Annotated in this window: 21 protein-coding genes; 4 read left to right on the forward strand and 17 right to left on the reverse strand. The window is 35.1% G+C overall.

Annotated features, from left to right (window positions below):
- Positions 1–15 precede the first annotated feature (15 nt).
- The 3 genes from B9N53_RS07775 to B9N53_RS07785 form a co-directional block, all read right to left on the reverse strand.
- Entirely contained in the window at positions 16–960 is a 945-nt protein-coding gene (locus B9N53_RS07775) for a DnaJ domain-containing protein (RefSeq protein ID WP_094204428.1), read from the reverse strand.
- Between the two features lie 160 nt (positions 961–1,120).
- Positions 1,121–1,783: a nitroreductase family protein gene (locus B9N53_RS07780; RefSeq protein ID WP_242432452.1), complete on the reverse strand. Its 663-nt coding sequence runs from the start codon at positions 1,781–1,783 to the stop codon at positions 1,121–1,123.
- A gap of 175 nt (positions 1,784–1,958) precedes the next feature.
- Positions 1,959–2,498 carry a sigma-70 family RNA polymerase sigma factor gene (locus B9N53_RS07785; RefSeq protein WP_094204430.1) on the reverse strand — a complete coding sequence of 180 codons (540 nt, stop codon included), beginning with the start codon at positions 2,496–2,498 and terminating at the stop codon, positions 1,959–1,961.
- Positions 2,499–2,735: 237 nt separating this feature from the next.
- Between B9N53_RS07785 and B9N53_RS07790 the strand changes: the two genes are divergently transcribed.
- Positions 2,736–3,191: a hypothetical protein gene (locus tag B9N53_RS07790; RefSeq protein WP_094204431.1), complete on the forward strand. Its 456-nt coding sequence runs from the start codon at positions 2,736–2,738 to the stop codon at positions 3,189–3,191.
- A 227-nt stretch (positions 3,192–3,418) separates the two neighbouring features.
- Here the strand turns inward: B9N53_RS07790 and B9N53_RS07795 are convergent, their stop codons facing one another.
- From B9N53_RS07795 to B9N53_RS07800, 4 genes are all read right to left on the reverse strand, one after another.
- On the reverse strand, positions 3,419–4,060 hold the full coding sequence (locus B9N53_RS07795) for a group II intron maturase-specific domain-containing protein (protein WP_242432453.1): 642 nt from the start codon (positions 4,058–4,060) through the stop codon (positions 3,419–3,421).
- Between the two features lie 11 nt (positions 4,061–4,071).
- Positions 4,072–4,239 (reverse strand): hypothetical protein, encoded by a 168-nt coding sequence (locus B9N53_RS09440; RefSeq protein ID WP_242432454.1) that lies wholly within the window; start codon positions 4,237–4,239, stop codon positions 4,072–4,074.
- Between the two features lie 541 nt (positions 4,240–4,780).
- Complete coding sequence (locus tag B9N53_RS09610) at positions 4,781–4,852, reverse strand: hypothetical protein (RefSeq protein WP_420485235.1); 72 nt, start codon at positions 4,850–4,852, stop codon at positions 4,781–4,783.
- Entirely contained in the window at positions 4,846–5,076 is a 231-nt protein-coding gene (locus tag B9N53_RS07800) for a hypothetical protein (protein ID WP_158520792.1), read from the reverse strand. The genes B9N53_RS09610 and B9N53_RS07800 overlap by 7 nt, the downstream gene beginning before the upstream one ends.
- A 176-nt stretch (positions 5,077–5,252) precedes the next feature.
- On the opposite strand from B9N53_RS07800, the gene B9N53_RS07805 reads away from it, so the two are divergent.
- From B9N53_RS07805 to B9N53_RS07815, 3 genes are all read left to right on the forward strand, one after another.
- Positions 5,253–5,804, forward strand: a complete 552-nt coding sequence (locus B9N53_RS07805) for a hypothetical protein (protein ID WP_094204432.1) — start codon at positions 5,253–5,255, stop codon at positions 5,802–5,804.
- Positions 5,805–5,864: 60 nt separating this feature from the next.
- The gene (locus tag B9N53_RS07810; protein ID WP_094204433.1) at positions 5,865–6,077 is read left to right on the forward strand and encodes a hypothetical protein; all 213 of its coding nucleotides are present in this window, start codon (positions 5,865–5,867) and stop codon (positions 6,075–6,077) included.
- A 107-nt stretch (positions 6,078–6,184) separates the two neighbouring features.
- Positions 6,185–7,306, forward strand: a complete 1,122-nt coding sequence (locus B9N53_RS07815) for an MFS transporter (protein WP_242432455.1) — start codon at positions 6,185–6,187, stop codon at positions 7,304–7,306.
- 81 nt (positions 7,307–7,387) lie between these two features.
- Here the strand turns inward: B9N53_RS07815 and B9N53_RS07820 are convergent, their stop codons facing one another.
- The 10 genes from B9N53_RS07820 to prfB form a co-directional block, all read right to left on the reverse strand.
- On the reverse strand, positions 7,388–7,885 hold the full coding sequence (locus tag B9N53_RS07820) for a M50 family metallopeptidase (protein ID WP_094204435.1): 498 nt from the start codon (positions 7,883–7,885) through the stop codon (positions 7,388–7,390).
- Positions 7,886–7,920: 35 nt separating this feature from the next.
- Entirely contained in the window at positions 7,921–8,394 is a 474-nt protein-coding gene (locus B9N53_RS07825; RefSeq protein ID WP_094204436.1) for a site-2 protease family protein, read from the reverse strand.
- 464 nt (positions 8,395–8,858) lie between these two features.
- The gene (locus B9N53_RS07830) at positions 8,859–9,281 is read right to left on the reverse strand and encodes an ATP-binding protein (RefSeq protein ID WP_094204437.1); all 423 of its coding nucleotides are present in this window, start codon (positions 9,279–9,281) and stop codon (positions 8,859–8,861) included.
- Between the two features lie 44 nt (positions 9,282–9,325).
- Positions 9,326–10,261 carry a TIGR01212 family radical SAM protein gene (locus B9N53_RS07835; protein WP_094204438.1) on the reverse strand — a complete coding sequence of 312 codons (936 nt, stop codon included), beginning with the start codon at positions 10,259–10,261 and terminating at the stop codon, positions 9,326–9,328.
- Positions 10,254–10,694 carry a peroxiredoxin gene (locus B9N53_RS07840; RefSeq protein ID WP_094204439.1) on the reverse strand — a complete coding sequence of 147 codons (441 nt, stop codon included), beginning with the start codon at positions 10,692–10,694 and terminating at the stop codon, positions 10,254–10,256. Before B9N53_RS07840 ends, B9N53_RS07835 begins: the two co-directional genes overlap by 8 nt.
- Positions 10,687–11,523 (reverse strand): Cof-type HAD-IIB family hydrolase, encoded by an 837-nt coding sequence (locus B9N53_RS07845; protein WP_094204440.1) that lies wholly within the window; start codon positions 11,521–11,523, stop codon positions 10,687–10,689. Before B9N53_RS07845 ends, B9N53_RS07840 begins: the two co-directional genes overlap by 8 nt.
- Positions 11,513–11,836 carry a DUF1292 domain-containing protein gene (locus tag B9N53_RS07850; protein WP_094204441.1) on the reverse strand — a complete coding sequence of 108 codons (324 nt, stop codon included), beginning with the start codon at positions 11,834–11,836 and terminating at the stop codon, positions 11,513–11,515. Before B9N53_RS07850 ends, B9N53_RS07845 begins: the two co-directional genes overlap by 11 nt.
- A gap of 14 nt (positions 11,837–11,850) precedes the next feature.
- A complete protein-coding gene (pepD, locus tag B9N53_RS07855) occupies positions 11,851–13,242 on the reverse strand; it encodes a beta-Ala-His dipeptidase (RefSeq protein ID WP_094204442.1) in 1,392 nt (463 codons plus the stop codon).
- A gap of 64 nt (positions 13,243–13,306) precedes the next feature.
- Positions 13,307–14,425 (reverse strand): HipA domain-containing protein, encoded by a 1,119-nt coding sequence (locus B9N53_RS07860; RefSeq protein WP_094204443.1) that lies wholly within the window; start codon positions 14,423–14,425, stop codon positions 13,307–13,309.
- Positions 14,426–14,465: 40 nt separating this feature from the next.
- A protein-coding gene (prfB, locus tag B9N53_RS07865; RefSeq protein ID WP_192867312.1) for a peptide chain release factor 2 occupies positions 14,466–15,561 on the reverse strand; the annotation gives its coding sequence in 2 pieces (ribosomal slippage) (positions 14,466–15,488 and positions 15,490–15,561; 1,095 coding nt in all).
- Positions 15,562–15,581: the final 20 nt, after the last annotated feature.

The raw sequence follows: 15,581 nt of genomic DNA on the forward strand, positions 1-15,581 counted from the left end.
CCTTACCCCCTAACATTATTCAGAAATATCGTATAATTTTTTGTATAATTTTTCTTGTTCTTCGTTTAATTTTGTAGGATTTACTATGGAAATTTCAAGATACAAATCACCTTTGACACCTTTCATATCCACGAATCCCTTATCTTTAATCCTAATTCTTTGATTAGCCTTGATATTTTTCGGAATCTTAACCTTGATCCTCTCTCCACTAATCGTTTCAACATTGATTGATTTTCCAAAATAAGCTTCCCATGGTTTAAGTTCAACCTTCTTGATAATATTGTGATCTTCAAGCTTGTTGTACACATCAACCAAGTTAATCTTCACGTAAATGTCCCCGTCAACGCCGAATTTTTCGCCCTTGACCTTAATCTTCTTGCCAGGCAAAATCCCTTTTGGAATTTTCAAATTCAAATTGACACTTTTATCTCCAATCATAAGTCCCAATCTTTTTTCTACACCATTGTAGATATCTGATAGGGAAACGGAAATATCCGTGTCGTATCTTTGCCTTGGTTGTGATTTTCTTCCAGCGCCTTTGAATCCGCCGAAAATATCGGAGAAACCTCCGCCGCTACCTTGTCCACCCGAGAAAAACGCATTGAAAAAGTCCGAGAATCCTCCGCCACTGCCACCAGTTGTGTAAGTGTACGAACCAGAATTCTTGCCGAAACCACCGAATCCACCGAACCCGCCAAAATCGTACGCATTCGGATCGAAGTTTTGTCCGCCTTGGAAATTATAATTGGAGCCAAACATATCGTATTTTTTACGCTTATCTTCGTTGCCTAAAACCTCGTAAGCCTCGTTGATTTCCTTGAATTTTTCCTGTGATTTCTCATCGCCTTTATTTAAATCAGGGTGATATTTCTTGGCGAGTTTTCTGTATGCTTTTTTAATTTCTTGGGAGCTCGCCTTTTTATCCACCCCCAAAACTTTGTAATAATCTTTATATTCCATAAAAACCTCCCGTAATTTGTTTTTGACTTTCTTTGACCTTGATATTATTATACACCCTTACGAGCGCATAATCAATAGTATTTGCAATCTTTGCAATATCTTTGACTTTTAAATTTTATTTTTGACTTTTGATTTTTATTTTGATTCGAAAATTAAATCATTATATCCATATAGAATGATCCTTGCCACTACCCACTTCGAAATGATATTTTACAATTCCCAAATCGACCTTTGCTGACGGAGCAAATTTCGCCTTCGCTTTCACCTTATCATCGACCAAAGTCAACATAAATTTTTGTTGATTAATCGCAGTTGGAGCATTCAAAGCACAATCCACACCGTCCTTAAACCATTGTGGCGAATCGTCATTCACATTTGACACTTGCTTTGGAAGTTTGCTTTTGCGATTGTAACCCAAGTTCGCAGGAATTCCGAACGAAATCACAATCACCAAATTTTCGTTTGGCTCTATGTATTTTTTAATATTCTTCTTATTATATGTAAGAGCAACCCAGCACGAACCTAAATCCAAATTCATCAGCTCCATCACAAGCTTCTCGCCGTAATATCCACAAGTCTCACTCAAATCATTGCCCACGCCCTTCATAATCAGAAAATTATTCACATTTTCAAACTTTCCGTACTTCGCAAGCCTTGAATTAAACCCTTCCTTGTCATCAAACACAGCCTTTATATTCAAATTAGATTCACGATTAACTTCATCGACCTTCTCTTCGATAATCTTCTTCACAGAAATATCAATCTCTTCATCTAAGTATTTTCTAACAGAATGCCTCTTGTGCATCAACTCTAAAATATCCACCTTGTTCCCCTCATTAAAATATATACTTATTATAATATACCACAAATAGCACCAAATCATTCATAATTGACAAATACAACGAATCACCTTATCAGAAAACATACGTAAATTTTCACAAAAAAATGGAATCACACTGATTCCATCTATATTAACCCACCCAATCCACACCCATAGCTCAATACATCTTGTGCAAATTCTCCAACGCCTTGCTTCTCGTGTTGTAGAAAGTGGACTGTTTCATATTCAATTCCTTGCAAATCACCCTCGCACTTTTTTCACGAAGGAAATTCTCGTAAATAATCTTCTGTTGCTTTTCCGGAAGCTTACGCACCTTCTCATAAAGCTCCTTAATCTCCAACCTATCCTCAAAATCCTGTTCAATATTCTCATCAGATTCAATCAAATTCATCAGCTCAACACCATCCTCATTAGTAAAATTCAACGACTGAACACTTCTTCTCGGATTCTTCTTCAAATAGAAAAACCTCAACCTCTGCTTCAAATAATAATTGAACGGCACATTCTTTGAACCATCATACTCCATAATCGCATACATAATCTCAGTCTTACCATCATCGATAAGCTCTTCGAAAATATCCGCCCTATCATAATAATTTTTGATACTACTAATAATCAAAGGCTCAAAAGCCTTATAAATTCTCTCATCATCCAAAATTTTGTTGTTCACAATATAATCTATCTCTTTGTAATTCATGATTTCCATCTCCTTTTTCTCAATTTTACAATCGACCAGAAGATTTTATAAATCAAGAATGAAACGAAAAACCACACCAAAACAAATAGTAACAGCGTGAACCATTTGAAAATAAATGAAAAATCATCACCATTCTTCACAAAACAAACCAATTCATTGTAAATTCAAATCGAAAACGCTTGAATGGGAACGTATGTTCTGTTATAATAAAATTATCATAAAATAAAAGGAGAATCAATGAAACAATTACAAGCAATCATTCCAATATACATAGACAATATCGGCAATGCAGTCCAACTTTATTTTAATGATTTCACCACTACCAATTATTGTTCATTGGATTGTTGCATCAAAAAAATCGCCCGCAACCAATTAATAGACATCATAGAGGCCAAGAAACTAATCAAAAAATCCTTGAACATAACCAAAAATCCTCCTATTTGTTTTAAAAACGGAACGTACTGCATGATCAAAGTTAGAAAACCAATATCCAAAAACGATGGAAGTTATGGACTGTTCAACATCGACTCCATCGAAGAAATCAAAACAGGCCACATAATACTTGCGAACAACCAAAAAATCACAACACTAGAATCCAAGAAAAGCATCGAAGACAAAATCCAAAAAGCAAAACTCGCCAGACTTTTAATAGACGATCATACGAGAAACTTGGATATACTCACAAACAAATAACCATAAAAAAACTGATACACTTTATGGTTCACCTTATTTGTATCAGTTTTTTGATCGAGTAGGGCTAAATAAATAGCCCTCTCACACCACCGTACGTGCCCGTTCGGCATACGGCGGTTCAATTTAATCTACACATTACCTGCTTGTATAGTAATCATACGGGTCGACTAAACCTGTTTTGGTTAGTCTTTCCTTTGTAATTGCTCTTACTAAGCAGGTTTTTGTTGCTACAAAATAATACCTATCTCACAATAAGCTGTTAATCTTGCTAGGTCTTTTCCTACTCCCATCTTCATTAACGCCCATTGTCTTTTCTTTGGTACTTTCCATATTTTCCAACAGATTATTCTGAGTCTGGTCCTTAACTGTTCACTAAATCTTTTTAGTTTGCTTTTCATATCTGCAATCCTAAAGTAATTTATCCATCCTCTTGTTACTTCATTTAATTTCTTGATTCTGTAGTCAAAAGGAACTGACCACTTTCTTGTGGTTAGGTTCTTTATTTTGTCTTTAAATCTATTAAATGACGTTTCATGGACTCGTGCTCTCCATTGATTTGTTTTGTTGTCTTTCCAGTAGCCAAATCCTAGATATTTAATTTTACTTGGTCTTGTTATTTTACTTTTTTCTGCATTTACTTTTAGTCCAAGTTTGTTTTCTATGAATCTTATTACGGAGTGCATTACTCTTGTTGCTGCTGCTTTGCTCCCTACAAATATTAGACAATCGTCTGCGTATCTAGTATATCTAAGTCTTCTTGCTTCTAGTTCTTTGTCTAGTTTGTCTAGCATAATGTTGCTTAGTAGTTGTGATAGATTTCCACATTGTGGGGTTCCTATTTCACTTTTTTCGTATACACCTTTGTTCATTATTCCCGCTTTTAGATAATTTCTTGTCTTATCCTTGTCCAGTTGTCTTTGATGTATTCATCTATTTCATTTACACTTATGCCATCTATTCCTGATGCTCCTCTGTTTGAGATGACTTTTAGTTTGGCTTGGTGCATGTTTTCTGGATTTAGGATTTGATTTATTAATTTATCTTCCATGTGCGTACTTGCTCCTTTCCGCTTGCATAACTTTTTTCTTAAGTGTGAGATTTTGATTTCATTTACGTTTTTTTCTACTTTCTCTGTCAGATTTGTTATGCAACATACATTTTACTTGTGCTGTTAAATTGTTCTGTCCTTCGGCGTTTCCACCTACTATGACTTCTGCTGACTTCTCATAGTTCGTTGTTACTACTATATCGTCTATGAGACCTCACGGGATAAGCCCTAATACTTTCATCGTTTACTTGCAGAATCTACGCTTTGGGTTTACGGTTACCTTTAGGGTCTTTGTTATCCATGGCTAGCTTGCCCACCTGTTACGCCTTATATTCTGTTTCTGTTCGTCAAGCCACGATTTCGCTACCCGTTCTTCTCTCCTAGATGTCGCCATCTAAAACTTGCAAGTCGCTATTAGATTCGTCGGTAACTACGCTCTGTAGGGATTTTCACCCCAGCATTAGAACATGCCCGTCATACAATGAAAAATGGGACCAAAATTAGTCCCATTTTTAAATAATCATTTTTATACTAAGATTAATTATTTACGTTTTCTGATTGAAACATAAGCACCTGCCGTTGTTGATAAAGCTACTGCTGCTAATGTTAAGATTTCAGCTTCGCTACCAGCTTTTGGTAATTCAGCCTTGTCTTTTTTCTTTGGAGAATCAGTGTTTTCTTTATCTTCTTTAGCTGGTTTGTCTTCTTTTTCAGGTTTTTCTTCCTTACCAGGTTTTCCTTCTTCAGGTTTTTGTCCTTCTTCTGGTGTTGATGGTTCAGCTGGAGTTTCTGGAGTTTCAGCTTCGATTGGTGATAATATGTAGTAGTATCTGCCATTAGCACCTTGTCTTATAGTGTATGATTTGTTAATTGGATCATTTTCTAAAGCTTTCTTAGCTTTATATGCTAATTCTACGAATTTTCCTTTTCCATTTAATTATATCACGTAACAATGGTTACGGATTATTGTAACTCTTATCTGTATAATAAAATCAAATAAATGGAGGGATAATATGTCAAGATTTTTAGGAAAAATTCATTATATAATGTTTGATAAGATAAATTACGTTGATGAGATTACGCGTTCGATGAGTGAGATGTTGGATGAAAATGTCGATTTGAAAAATATTGAAAGTGGAGCGTTGGAGGATTTGATCGACACGGACAATATTCACGGATGGTTACAGGTGAGAGTAGCAATTGTGGAAGATAATTTGGCGAAGGTTTTGAGTGAACTTAAAAAAGAAGAAAAGCTTGAAGATGCTCTTAAAATTGCGTATGATTTTGGTGCAAAGGAAGATTTCTCGGGTGATGCTTCTGATGCGTTTCAATTTATGTCTGAGAAGTTCTTGGACGGGATGCCTTGTGATATGGCGAATTTGCCAGTGGAATCAAATGATGGAGAATTCCGTTGGATTAAGAGAATTGATGTGCACGAACAGTATTACATTTACGGTGAGTCTTCTGAAGTTTATGATGAGTTTCGCCGTGCATGGCTTGATGGTTTATTGAGTGGTTGTGATTTGGAATACGCGGTTGAAGACGGAGTTAATATAATAAGGTAGATTTGTGAGTTTTTGGGGTATAAATATATGTAAGATAACAACAATTGTAGGAGGTATGTTATGTATATTAGAGAAGAAGTACTTAAAAACGCGAATAATAAGGAAAAAGTTTCAGAAATTTTGGAAAATTATTTCAAAACAGATGCAAATTACGAAAACGAACACGATCGTGATGAACTTCGCCGCCGTGGCTTTGAAGAATTGAAGTTAATCGGAGAAATCCAAGTTTATCAATTGTTGATGAACTCAGATAACGATAGATCTAAATTATAATTGTAATCCCTTGTCATGTGATAAGGGATTTTTTGGTGGGATAAAGTAGTTTTAGTTGGAAAAAGCGTTATAATGTATGCATGAAAACTTCAAGAAAAATATACGCAATGAATTTATTTTCCAATTTAATATTTTATGCGCCTGTTGCGTTGTTGGTTAGGACGAATAGAGGAATTAGCTTGTCGCAGTTTTTCGTGTTGCAAGCGATACTGTCTGTTACTTGCATGGTTTTTGAATTTCCATTGGGTGTGTTGACCGATAAAATCGGGCTAAAAAAGTCAATTGTTCTCGCACAGTTTACGATGCTAACTGCCAGGATGTTTTTACTGATATCCAATAATTTTATGCTTTTTGCAGTAGAAGCCTTGCTTGAAGGAATTGCTTTTGCACTGAATTCCGGAACAATAAGTGCGTACATATACAAGCTTTTCGGCGATGATAATTACAGTAATAATATTTCGAAGTTCTATAATTGGGGAACTATCGCATTCATCATATCAACTGTAATGTTTCCTTTTATTAATTCAAGATGGAACATTAACGCTTTGATTTGGGTAACCATAATTGCAAATACAGTCGCAACTATGATTTCGATTTTTATTCCAGATACCGACAACTCAAGTGATAATGAGGAACAATTTGATTTGTCAAAAACATTGAAACTATTGGTACACGATAAAACTTTCAGAGTAATCGTCTTAATCGTGTCGTTGTTTAATTTGTCATTTTTGTTGATCAACTTCTTCTATGTAAAAGTCATAATCGACAACGGATATTCGGAAAACATAGTGTCGCCACTCATTCTAGCTTACTCAGGACTTCAACTTTCACAAACATTCATAATAAAATATCTGGGAGAACAAAAAGCATGGAACGAAGTTCGATTATTTTCAGTTATTGCATCATTGTTCTTTGCTGGATTATGTGTGATATCTGGAAAACCTGTAGTATTATTGATGATTATACTTCCAACTGTTTTGTCAGTTTTGGGAATATTTATCGAAAAAATCCAAAACAATTATATAGACACAATAGGCTTCAAAAATCACAGAGCAACCATGCTATCAGCATTTAGCTTCTTCGCAGACGTGTTCGAAGTAGTCTTCCTGTTGGCAAACTCGTATATTTCATCGTTCAATTACAAATACATCTTCGTGTTTATAGCTGCATCACTCTTGTTGAGTGCAATTATGCTTAGAAATGATAATACCGTAACCTCTGTATCATGATTTGTAAGCTTAGGTGTGTATGATGTAAATTATAATAATCCCTTGTCAGATGGCAAGGGATTTTTGGTGTGTTTAATAGTATTAGATTTTCGTTGTTTTTTTCATTCCTTTTATTGCATTTAGGCATTGAAGTCCGTCAGATTGTTTTGCTCTAACACCTTCGTATTCTTTTGGTAATAAGCTAAAAAAAGCCTTCCAGAGATTAACATAAAATGTAATAAATACTATATTTCGGTAAAAACTACCTATATCAGCGGAATGGTTGATATCATAGATAAAAGGAATCATACATACAAACAAAATGATGTTGACAAGTGGCCCCGCTAAAAAGACAATAAAATTTCTCTTAAAATACCATTCTTCATAATCATCATCAAAGTAACATACTCCGTCAGCTAGTGATAAACATATTTTAATTCTTTTGGATTTGAATATCTCCTTGCCTCTTCCTGTTTCGATTCTCCATTTTTTTGATTTGTATACTACTCTATAAGCAACAGCATGTCCTATCTCATGCAGAATTTGTGAGACTTGATAAACAAAATAAAATATTACGATTTTCATTAATAAGTTAAGCATTATAACCTCGATTATGTAAATTATACAATTATAAATTAGTTCTTAATTATTTCAATTATTCTTCTACCGTCGCTAGGAACATCTCTTTTATAATAAATTGGCAATAAAGTCCAGAAAAGTTGTGCCATATTAAATCGCAACAAAAACTTTATTGATTCTTGAAAAAGATGTGAATATCCAGCTATCATTTTCCCTTCATTTATTAATAATGGAATTGTAACAATCAGTACTACTAAATTAAATAATGGTCCACCTAATGGAATCATTATTTTTTGTAATTTGCTCTTGCTATTATAATATTCCCAATCTAACTGTGGGAGTATTTTTCCAACAACAATTATAGGTCTTATAATTAACCTTTTAGTTTCAAATAAAACCTTACCAATTCCCATATCTATTTCCCAATCTTTACATTTAAAGAAGATAATACACATTAAAATATGTCCCATTTCATGGCAGAATACAAGAGTAATTATTATCAAGTATTTAATTATTAGTTCTAAAATCATTATATCCTCCTAAATCTATGATTACGATTTCATTCTAACCCTTCCCACTATTTTTTGTCAAGTATTTTGTGAAAAATTATGCATTTAGGGAGTAGATGGCGCATGGTGTCTTTTCCTTATCAGTGAAACAATCAGATTACTGCTTTTGCTAAAAAAAAAATTAGCACTCAAATAAAAGATCGTAACTAAGCGAGTCATCTGGAGAAAATTGTGTCAAATTCAATCGAAGAAATTCGTTAAAAAATCTCATTGTCTGAGTGCGTAGCACGAGTTTGAGATTTTAGAATTTCGAGATTAGAATTTGCCAATTTACGTAAGCTAGACGATGCGTGTTACGGCTTTTATTCCGTATTTTTGTGCAACGACTTATTTTCGTAAGCCAAATATTCGTGCAAAACAGTTTTCTGATTTTTCTTGAGCCGCCACAAAAAATAGACCCTATAAAAGGGTCTATCGTGAGTGTATTATTCGTGCAATTCCACTGTGTCTTCGTGGTATTTTGCTGGTAAGCTTGATTTTTCTTTGTTCATTCCAATGAAGAAATTAACGTTGGCTTCTTTTGATAAAACTTCCAAGTTTTCTAGGAATTCTTCTAATTGTTGTTCTGTCATTTCAACGATTGAGTAAATTCCGTCTACGTAAATTGTTTCGATATCGAAATCTCTTGACATTATTCCTGCCAAAAATCCATACAAACTTTCTGGACTTGAGATGTGGAATGTCGATGCATCTATAAGTCTTACTGAGTGATCAAGCGAGAAGATGTGCTTGTCATCAGAGTCTATAAATATTATGTTACCGTTTTTGTTTTTCTTTTCGTCGTTGGCCTTGTCGATCAACCATTTTGTTTTTCCGCTGCCTTTAGGACCTACTACAAATTTAACCATTATTATCATCCTTTCTTAAACCATTTTAAAAAGTTTAATTTACTTTATATTATTATACCCATTCTTTTATCAAAATTATCACCTTGGAAAATATTTTCTCGTTCCATTTTTTCGATTATCATATCTTGAATCTTCCAGTGACTTGTATTCCAGTTGCAAAACACGGAATCCTCTTCGGGCATTCTGCCGACTAGGCGTTGAATCAGGATATCCTTATCCAAATATTTCAAAAATTCACAAACTTCATTTACGTAATCGTCCAGTGATTTGAGCTGTACTTTTCCTTCTTCATACCACTTCGCAAGTATCGTGTGTTTTGGAATGTATAGGGAATGGATTTTGCATTCGTCGATTTTGAGTACCGATAATAGCTTCGCCGTTTCTCTGACATCGTCCATGTCATCCCATGGAAGTGCCAATATTACGTGTGTGCAAATTCTAAATCCGTATTCTTTTATCATCAAACAAGCACGAACGAAATCCGCGACTGTGTGTTGTCTGTTGATTATCTTCAATGTTCTGTTGTTCGATGTTTGAAGTCCAAGTTCTATGATGATGTCGACGTGTTTTTCGTCTTGAAGTTGTTTCAATATTTCCAAATGTTCACGTGCTATGCAATCCGGTCTTGTGGATACGCTGACTGCAACGACATTTTCCACTACTGCTTCGTTGACGTATTGCCTGAACAATTCAAGCGGCATGTATGTGTTGGAATAATTTTGAAAATACGATATGAATTTGTGGGCGTTGTATTTGTTTTCGATGGTTTGTTTGTCCTTTTCCAATTGTTCACGAATTGAAAGGTGTTTTTCCTTGTTTTCGAAGCTTCCACCTTCTTCGTGACAATATATGCAACCACCACGCCCCAACCTTCCGTCTCTGTTGGGACAAGTCAAATCCAGTTTTATGGGAAGTTTGTAGACTTTTTCTCCGTAATGTTCTTTTAGATATTTGCTGTAAATGTTATATCTATCAGTCATTTAGGTTATCTCGTACGAAATCCAACACTTCTTGTGGATTTTCGTCTGGTTTTACTTTTCTGAATTCTTTGACCAAATTCATATCCTTGTCAAATACAAACGTGCTTCTTTCTGTTTTGGTAACTTCTTTGCCGAACATTTTGCCCTTGTACACGCAACCAAAATTGTTCAAGAATATTCTTTCTGGGTCGGATATCAATTCTTGTTTTAGCCCTTGTTTTTTTCTGAAATTTTCGTGTGTTTTTTCTGTGTCCTTGCTGATTCCTACAACTTCTGTGTTAAGCTTTTGAAATTCGTCGTAAACTTCAGAAAATCCGTCCGCTTCGATCGTGCATCCACTTGTGTTGTCTTTTGGATAGATGTAGACTACCAAGTTTTTGCCTTTGTATTTGTCATAATATTCTTCATTCAAAAATTCTTTTAAATTATTCATAATCCCTCAACTCAAATAGTTCTTCTAAAAATTTTGCCAGTCCGTCTTCTTCGTTCGTGTATTGTGTTATGATGTCTGCATTTTGTTTCAAAATATCGTCGGAGTTTTTCATAGCAACTCCAAGCCCACTGTTAACAACCATTTCCAAATCGTTGTGCGCATCGCCAATTGCAACCACTTCGTCACTTTTTATTCCAAAATGTTCAAGCACATGAATTGCCCTTTTGTATTTGTCCGTGTTAACGTTTTGCACTTCAAGCATTCTGATGTTTTTGGAAAAATATTTCGTGTGAATGTGATATGTCACATTTGGGTTGTCCTTGATGTGATCAACAATATCGTAAATACGGTCTTTTCTCGCAATCATAATCATGCTCACGCAGTCATCTATCGGCAAATTCCTCTCAGACACTGTCATTATCTCACCGACATCTCCCACGCTATCCACAAAAAGCTTCTTGTCATCTTCATCTTGGATGAGAAGTGCGCATTTGTTTTCCACAAAAAAATACGGTCTTATCCCATACTCTTTTGATAGAGCGCTAAGCTCATCCACCACATTAGATTCCAACTTCAAATCCTCATCCGTTGCAATACTGGAGCTACTATGAATAATAGCTCCATTATTTGCAAGGATTATTTTGTCAAAATCTAATTTTTCGGTTAATTGCTTAGCTCTGGATAGACCTCTTCCTGTTGCAATAATAATCTTTATGCCGTTGTCATAAAGTTTTTGTAAAATTTGATTACTGAAATCAGTAATTTTTTTATCATCTGTCAGAAGAGTTCCGTCCAGATCAATCATAACAGCCTTGAAATTATTCTTCATCTTCTCCGTCAAAATCTACGAAAAGAGATTCGAATGTTTCTTTTGCTTTTTCGTATTCAGCATCGTCTTCGATAACATCCAAGTTAGCTTCTTCTTCGTTGATTTCTTCGTATTTGTAAATCATAATTTCGTTGTCTTCTTCAGATACAAGTGCGATATAATCACTGTCGTAACCTTCAACTTCGAATACTCCAAGGATTCCGCATTCGATTTCGCCACCATCTTCTAATGTTAGTACGATTGTATCTAACTCTTCTTCATCATACATTTCTTCGTTTAATTCTTCGTTTTCTAAATTTCTTTCGTCACTCATTTTTATCCTCCATTTTATAATGATTCTAATAATTTCTTCAAGAATTCGTACACTCTATCTGTGGATTTTAAATCCAAAGTTTCTTTTGGTGTGTGAACTCCCGTCATATCAGGGCCGATGGAAATCATGTCCATGTCCGGATATTTCTTTGAAAATACTGCACATTCAAGTCCTGCGTGAATAACATTCACTTGCATGTCTTTTCCTGTGACTTCCTTGTAAACTTTCAAACATTTGTCTCTTAGTTCGCTATCTTCGCGGTATTCCCAAGGTTCGTAGAACCCTTCAGATTTAACTATTCCACTGTTTGATTTTGTTGTATTTGTAATCAAATCTTCAACTTCTTTTATCTTATCCAAAACTGAAGATCTGATTGATACCATAAACACGAATTTGTCATCTTCTGTTGTTGCAATTGATTGGTTAAGCGATGTTTCTACCAAATCATCGTTTCCTTTTACCATATCCAAAACTCCGTTTGGAATTGTCGTTAGGAAATTCAAGATACGTTCAGTAGATTGTGCATCCATTGGAGTCTTTCCATCTACTTGTTCAAACTTAAATTCCATTTTTTCTTCGACTTGTTTGAAACCATCGATGTTGATTTCGTCGTCTTTGATTTCGTCTTCACTTGCAATGATAAGCTCACAATTTCTTGGTATTGCGTTGTGTTTTGTTCCACCATTTAATGAAACGATCCTCAAATTGTGACGTGTCGACAATTCTTTTAGGATTTTAACTGTGGATTCTATGGCGTTTAGGTGATTTTTGTTGATATCTTGACCACTGTGACCACCTCTGAAACCATTGATTGCAATTCTGTAGAAATATTTTCCAAAATCTTCGCGTTTGATTGCGAATTCAGAATTCAAAGTGTTTCCACCAGCACAACCACAAGTCATGATTCCTTCTTCTTCGCTGTCGACGTTGATAAGGTATTTGCCTTTTAAGAAGTCTTCGCTTACGGCATTCGCACCGATAAGTCCCACTTCTTCGTTCGTCGTAACCATCAATTCCAAATCAGGATGTGACAAGTTTTCATCTTCCAAAATAGCAATTCCCATCGCAACTGCTATTCCGTTGTCGGCTCCAAGTGTTGTCTTGTTGGCAGTTAATTTGCCATCCTTTTCGATGAACTCGATCGGATCTTTTGTAAAATCGTGATCGCTGTCATCTTCTTTTTCGCAAACCATGTCCATGTGACCTTGCAAAATAACTCCTGGATGACCTTTTTTATCTTCTGTTGCAGATTTTCTGATTACGATGTTTAATTCATCATCAACATCGTATTCAAGCCCCAATTGTTTCGCTTTATTTACTAAGTATTCGTTAATTCTTTTTTGGTCAAATGAACAACGAGGAACATTCGACAATTCTCTAAAATTTTCTAATACTACATTTTTCATTGAATTACACCTCAAGATTTATATACCCATTATGAAATTAAAAACCACAAATTTTATGCATTAATTATAAAGAATTTGCTACTCTGTCCGCGATTATTTTTTTCCTATCAGGTGCAAATTCTTCGAGATAATCACTTTCTGAAAGTACGTCTACGATTATTTTATGAATTTTATTCGCATCAATTTTTTTGTCGATTTTTCCTTCGATTAGTTCAAACTGCTTTTGTCTATCAGTGTAGAATGGCTTTACATCTGGATTGCAAAATTTTATCGCAGTGTCAAGTGTGTTGTAGAACAGGCTTGTTCCAGAATCATAGATAGGTGCCATGTTTTTGATTTCAAGCGTTTCAACATCCCTAATGAAGCCAAAATTATTGAAATGTCTGTCCTCGTTGAAAATTATATAATCTAGAAGAAGCATATCATCGATTTTGGTTTTTGCATCAGATATCCCAAGTTTTTGCAATTCTTCTACCACGAAATCATACATCGATATGTGGTTAGGTTTTTGAGTGTTTTGGACGATCGCATTAACTGGAATGAGTTCAGTGTTTTCGTCAACGAAATTCTCACACACTGAACAATATTTATCTCCAATATTTTTTATTTCGTATTTTATATGATTGATTCCTAGAATTTGTGAAATTTCGTATGCGATTTTTTCGTTAAAAGCTTCTTGGTAATATGGCTTGGATGAGCCTTTGACAAGAATTCTTTTGTCATCATCTATAATCCACGCTTTTTTAAGCCAACCATCTGATGTGTTGTTCGGAGTTTTCAAAGAAAATGAGCTGTCGGATTTGCCAAACATAAACAGTCCCATATCTTGTGAAAAATCATTTTGGAAAAAGTTGATATCTTTCCACTCTACGCTGTCGTTTTTTGATTTTATCCAATATTGATCAGAAAGAGATAGTCCGTAATACGCCAAGCTAAGTTCGTAAAGAGATTTGCCTTGAAGGTTTTCTAGAAGAATGTCCTTGTCCTGTCTGGTGTCTGGAATTCTTCTTCCTTTTAGAAAATGCTCGAAGCTGTTTTTTTCGATTATATTTTTACTTCTGTTGTATTTCACTTGCAATGGCCTATATTCTGGATTTAATACTTCTATGATTTTGATAATTTTGCCGTGACGCATTTCAAATGAAAATACTGGCGTGTTTTTATTGAAAATAACATATTCCATTCTATCCCTCCTTTTCTATATTGTACTATATTTGGGTTGTTTAATTGTGGCTCAAATACGCATTAATGAATTTATCCAAATCACCATCCAACACGTCTTGCACTTGTGAGCTTTCGCAGTTTGTCCTGTGATCTTTTACTAATGTGTATGGTTGGAAGACGTAGGATCTGATTTGTGAGCCCCACGCGATTTGGTTGTATTTGCCTTGGATGTCTTCGATTTTTTCTCGCTTTTCTTCTTCTTTTATCATTATAAGCTTGGCGATAAGCATATCCATGGCGTATTTTCTGTTGGCGATTTGCGATCTTTCTGTTTGACATTGGACTGTGACTCCTGTTGGAATGTGTGTGATTCTAACTGCAGAGTCTGTCATGTTGACGTGTTGTCCACCGGCACCGGATGCTCTGTAAGTGTCCACTTTCAAATCTTTGTCGTCGATTTGGATGTTGTGGCTGTCTTTGATTTCTGGGAAGACGTCCACTGATGCAAATGATGTGTGGCGACGTTTTTGTTGATCAAATGGAGAAATCCTGACAAGTCTGTGGACTCCTTTTTCGCTTTTCAAAAACCCATACGCGTTAATTCCTTGTACGATTAACGATACGGATTTGATGCCGCCTTCTGTGTCTTGATTGTAGTCGGTGATTTTGTAGGAATATTTCTTGTCTGCAATCCACCTAGTGTACATTCTCAGTAACATTTCCGCCCAATCTTGCGCCTCAGTCCCACCTGCACCTGCGTGAATGGACAATATCGCATTATTTTTGTCGTATTCTCCCACCAAGAGAGTTTTGATTTTAAATTCGTCGACTTTTTCTTCCAAATTTTTGAGCGTTTTGGAGATCTCTTTTTCGTATTCTTCGGTGTTGTCTTCCTTGCTGATTTCGAGCATCATTCTTACTTCTTCGATTTTTTCTTCGATATCGTCGTAGTTTTCGACATCGTCTTTTACAGAATTTAATTCGTCGAAGATTTCTTGTGCTTTGTCGCTGTCATCCCAAAAGCCCGGTTTCAATGTTTCTTGTTGCAATTCATCTAATTTTTTTCTTAAATTATCTAAGTCAAAGAGACTCCTTTATTTCTTTTAGATTTTGAGATAAACTTTCTATTTTTTCGTTAATTAAAAATACGTCCATTTTTATCCTCCAATTGCATA

This window comes from Finegoldia magna (assembly GCF_002243175.1).
Taxonomy (GTDB): domain Bacteria; phylum Bacillota; class Clostridia; order Tissierellales; family Peptoniphilaceae; genus Finegoldia; species Finegoldia magna_J.

Bases quoted from the DNA above. Each gene is read 5' to 3' on its own strand.
- B9N53_RS07810 (WP_094204433.1), top strand. From the start codon at position 5,865: ATGTATATTAGAGAAGAAGTACTTAAAAACGCGAATAATAAGGAAAAA.
- B9N53_RS07830 (WP_094204437.1), bottom strand. From the start codon at position 9,281: ATGGTTAAATTTGTAGTAGGTCCTAAAGGCAGCGGAAAAACAAAATGG.
- B9N53_RS09440 (WP_242432454.1), bottom strand. From the start codon at position 4,239: ATGGAAGATAAATTAATAAATCAAATCCTAAATCCAGAAAACATGCAC.
- B9N53_RS07825 (WP_094204436.1), bottom strand. From the start codon at position 8,394: ATGATTTTAGAACTAATAATTAAATACTTGATAATAATTACTCTTGTA.
- B9N53_RS07795 (WP_242432453.1), bottom strand. From the start codon at position 4,060: ATGAACAAAGGTGTATACGAAAAAAGTGAAATAGGAACCCCACAATGT.
- B9N53_RS07800 (WP_158520792.1), bottom strand. From the start codon at position 5,076: ATGGCAGATACTACTACATATTATCACCAATCGAAGCTGAAACTCCAG.
- B9N53_RS07785 (WP_094204430.1), bottom strand. From the start codon at position 2,498: ATGAATTACAAAGAGATAGATTATATTGTGAACAACAAAATTTTGGAT.
- B9N53_RS07815 (WP_242432455.1), top strand. From the start codon at position 6,185: ATGAATTTATTTTCCAATTTAATATTTTATGCGCCTGTTGCGTTGTTG.
- B9N53_RS07860 (WP_094204443.1), bottom strand. From the start codon at position 14,425: ATGGAATATGTTATTTTCAATAAAAACACGCCAGTATTTTCATTTGAA.
- pepD (WP_094204442.1), bottom strand. From the start codon at position 13,242: ATGAAAAATGTAGTATTAGAAAATTTTAGAGAATTGTCGAATGTTCCT.
- B9N53_RS07850 (WP_094204441.1), bottom strand. From the start codon at position 11,836: ATGAGTGACGAAAGAAATTTAGAAAACGAAGAATTAAACGAAGAAATG.
- B9N53_RS07775 (WP_094204428.1), bottom strand. From the start codon at position 960: ATGGAATATAAAGATTATTACAAAGTTTTGGGGGTGGATAAAAAGGCG.
- B9N53_RS07835 (WP_094204438.1), bottom strand. From the start codon at position 10,261: ATGACTGATAGATATAACATTTACAGCAAATATCTAAAAGAACATTAC.
- B9N53_RS07790 (WP_094204431.1), top strand. From the start codon at position 2,736: ATGAAACAATTACAAGCAATCATTCCAATATACATAGACAATATCGGC.
- B9N53_RS07840 (WP_094204439.1), bottom strand. From the start codon at position 10,694: ATGAATAATTTAAAAGAATTTTTGAATGAAGAATATTATGACAAATAC.
- B9N53_RS07805 (WP_094204432.1), top strand. From the start codon at position 5,253: ATGTCAAGATTTTTAGGAAAAATTCATTATATAATGTTTGATAAGATA.
- B9N53_RS07820 (WP_094204435.1), bottom strand. From the start codon at position 7,885: ATGCTTAACTTATTAATGAAAATCGTAATATTTTATTTTGTTTATCAA.
- B9N53_RS07845 (WP_094204440.1), bottom strand. From the start codon at position 11,523: ATGAAGAATAATTTCAAGGCTGTTATGATTGATCTGGACGGAACTCTT.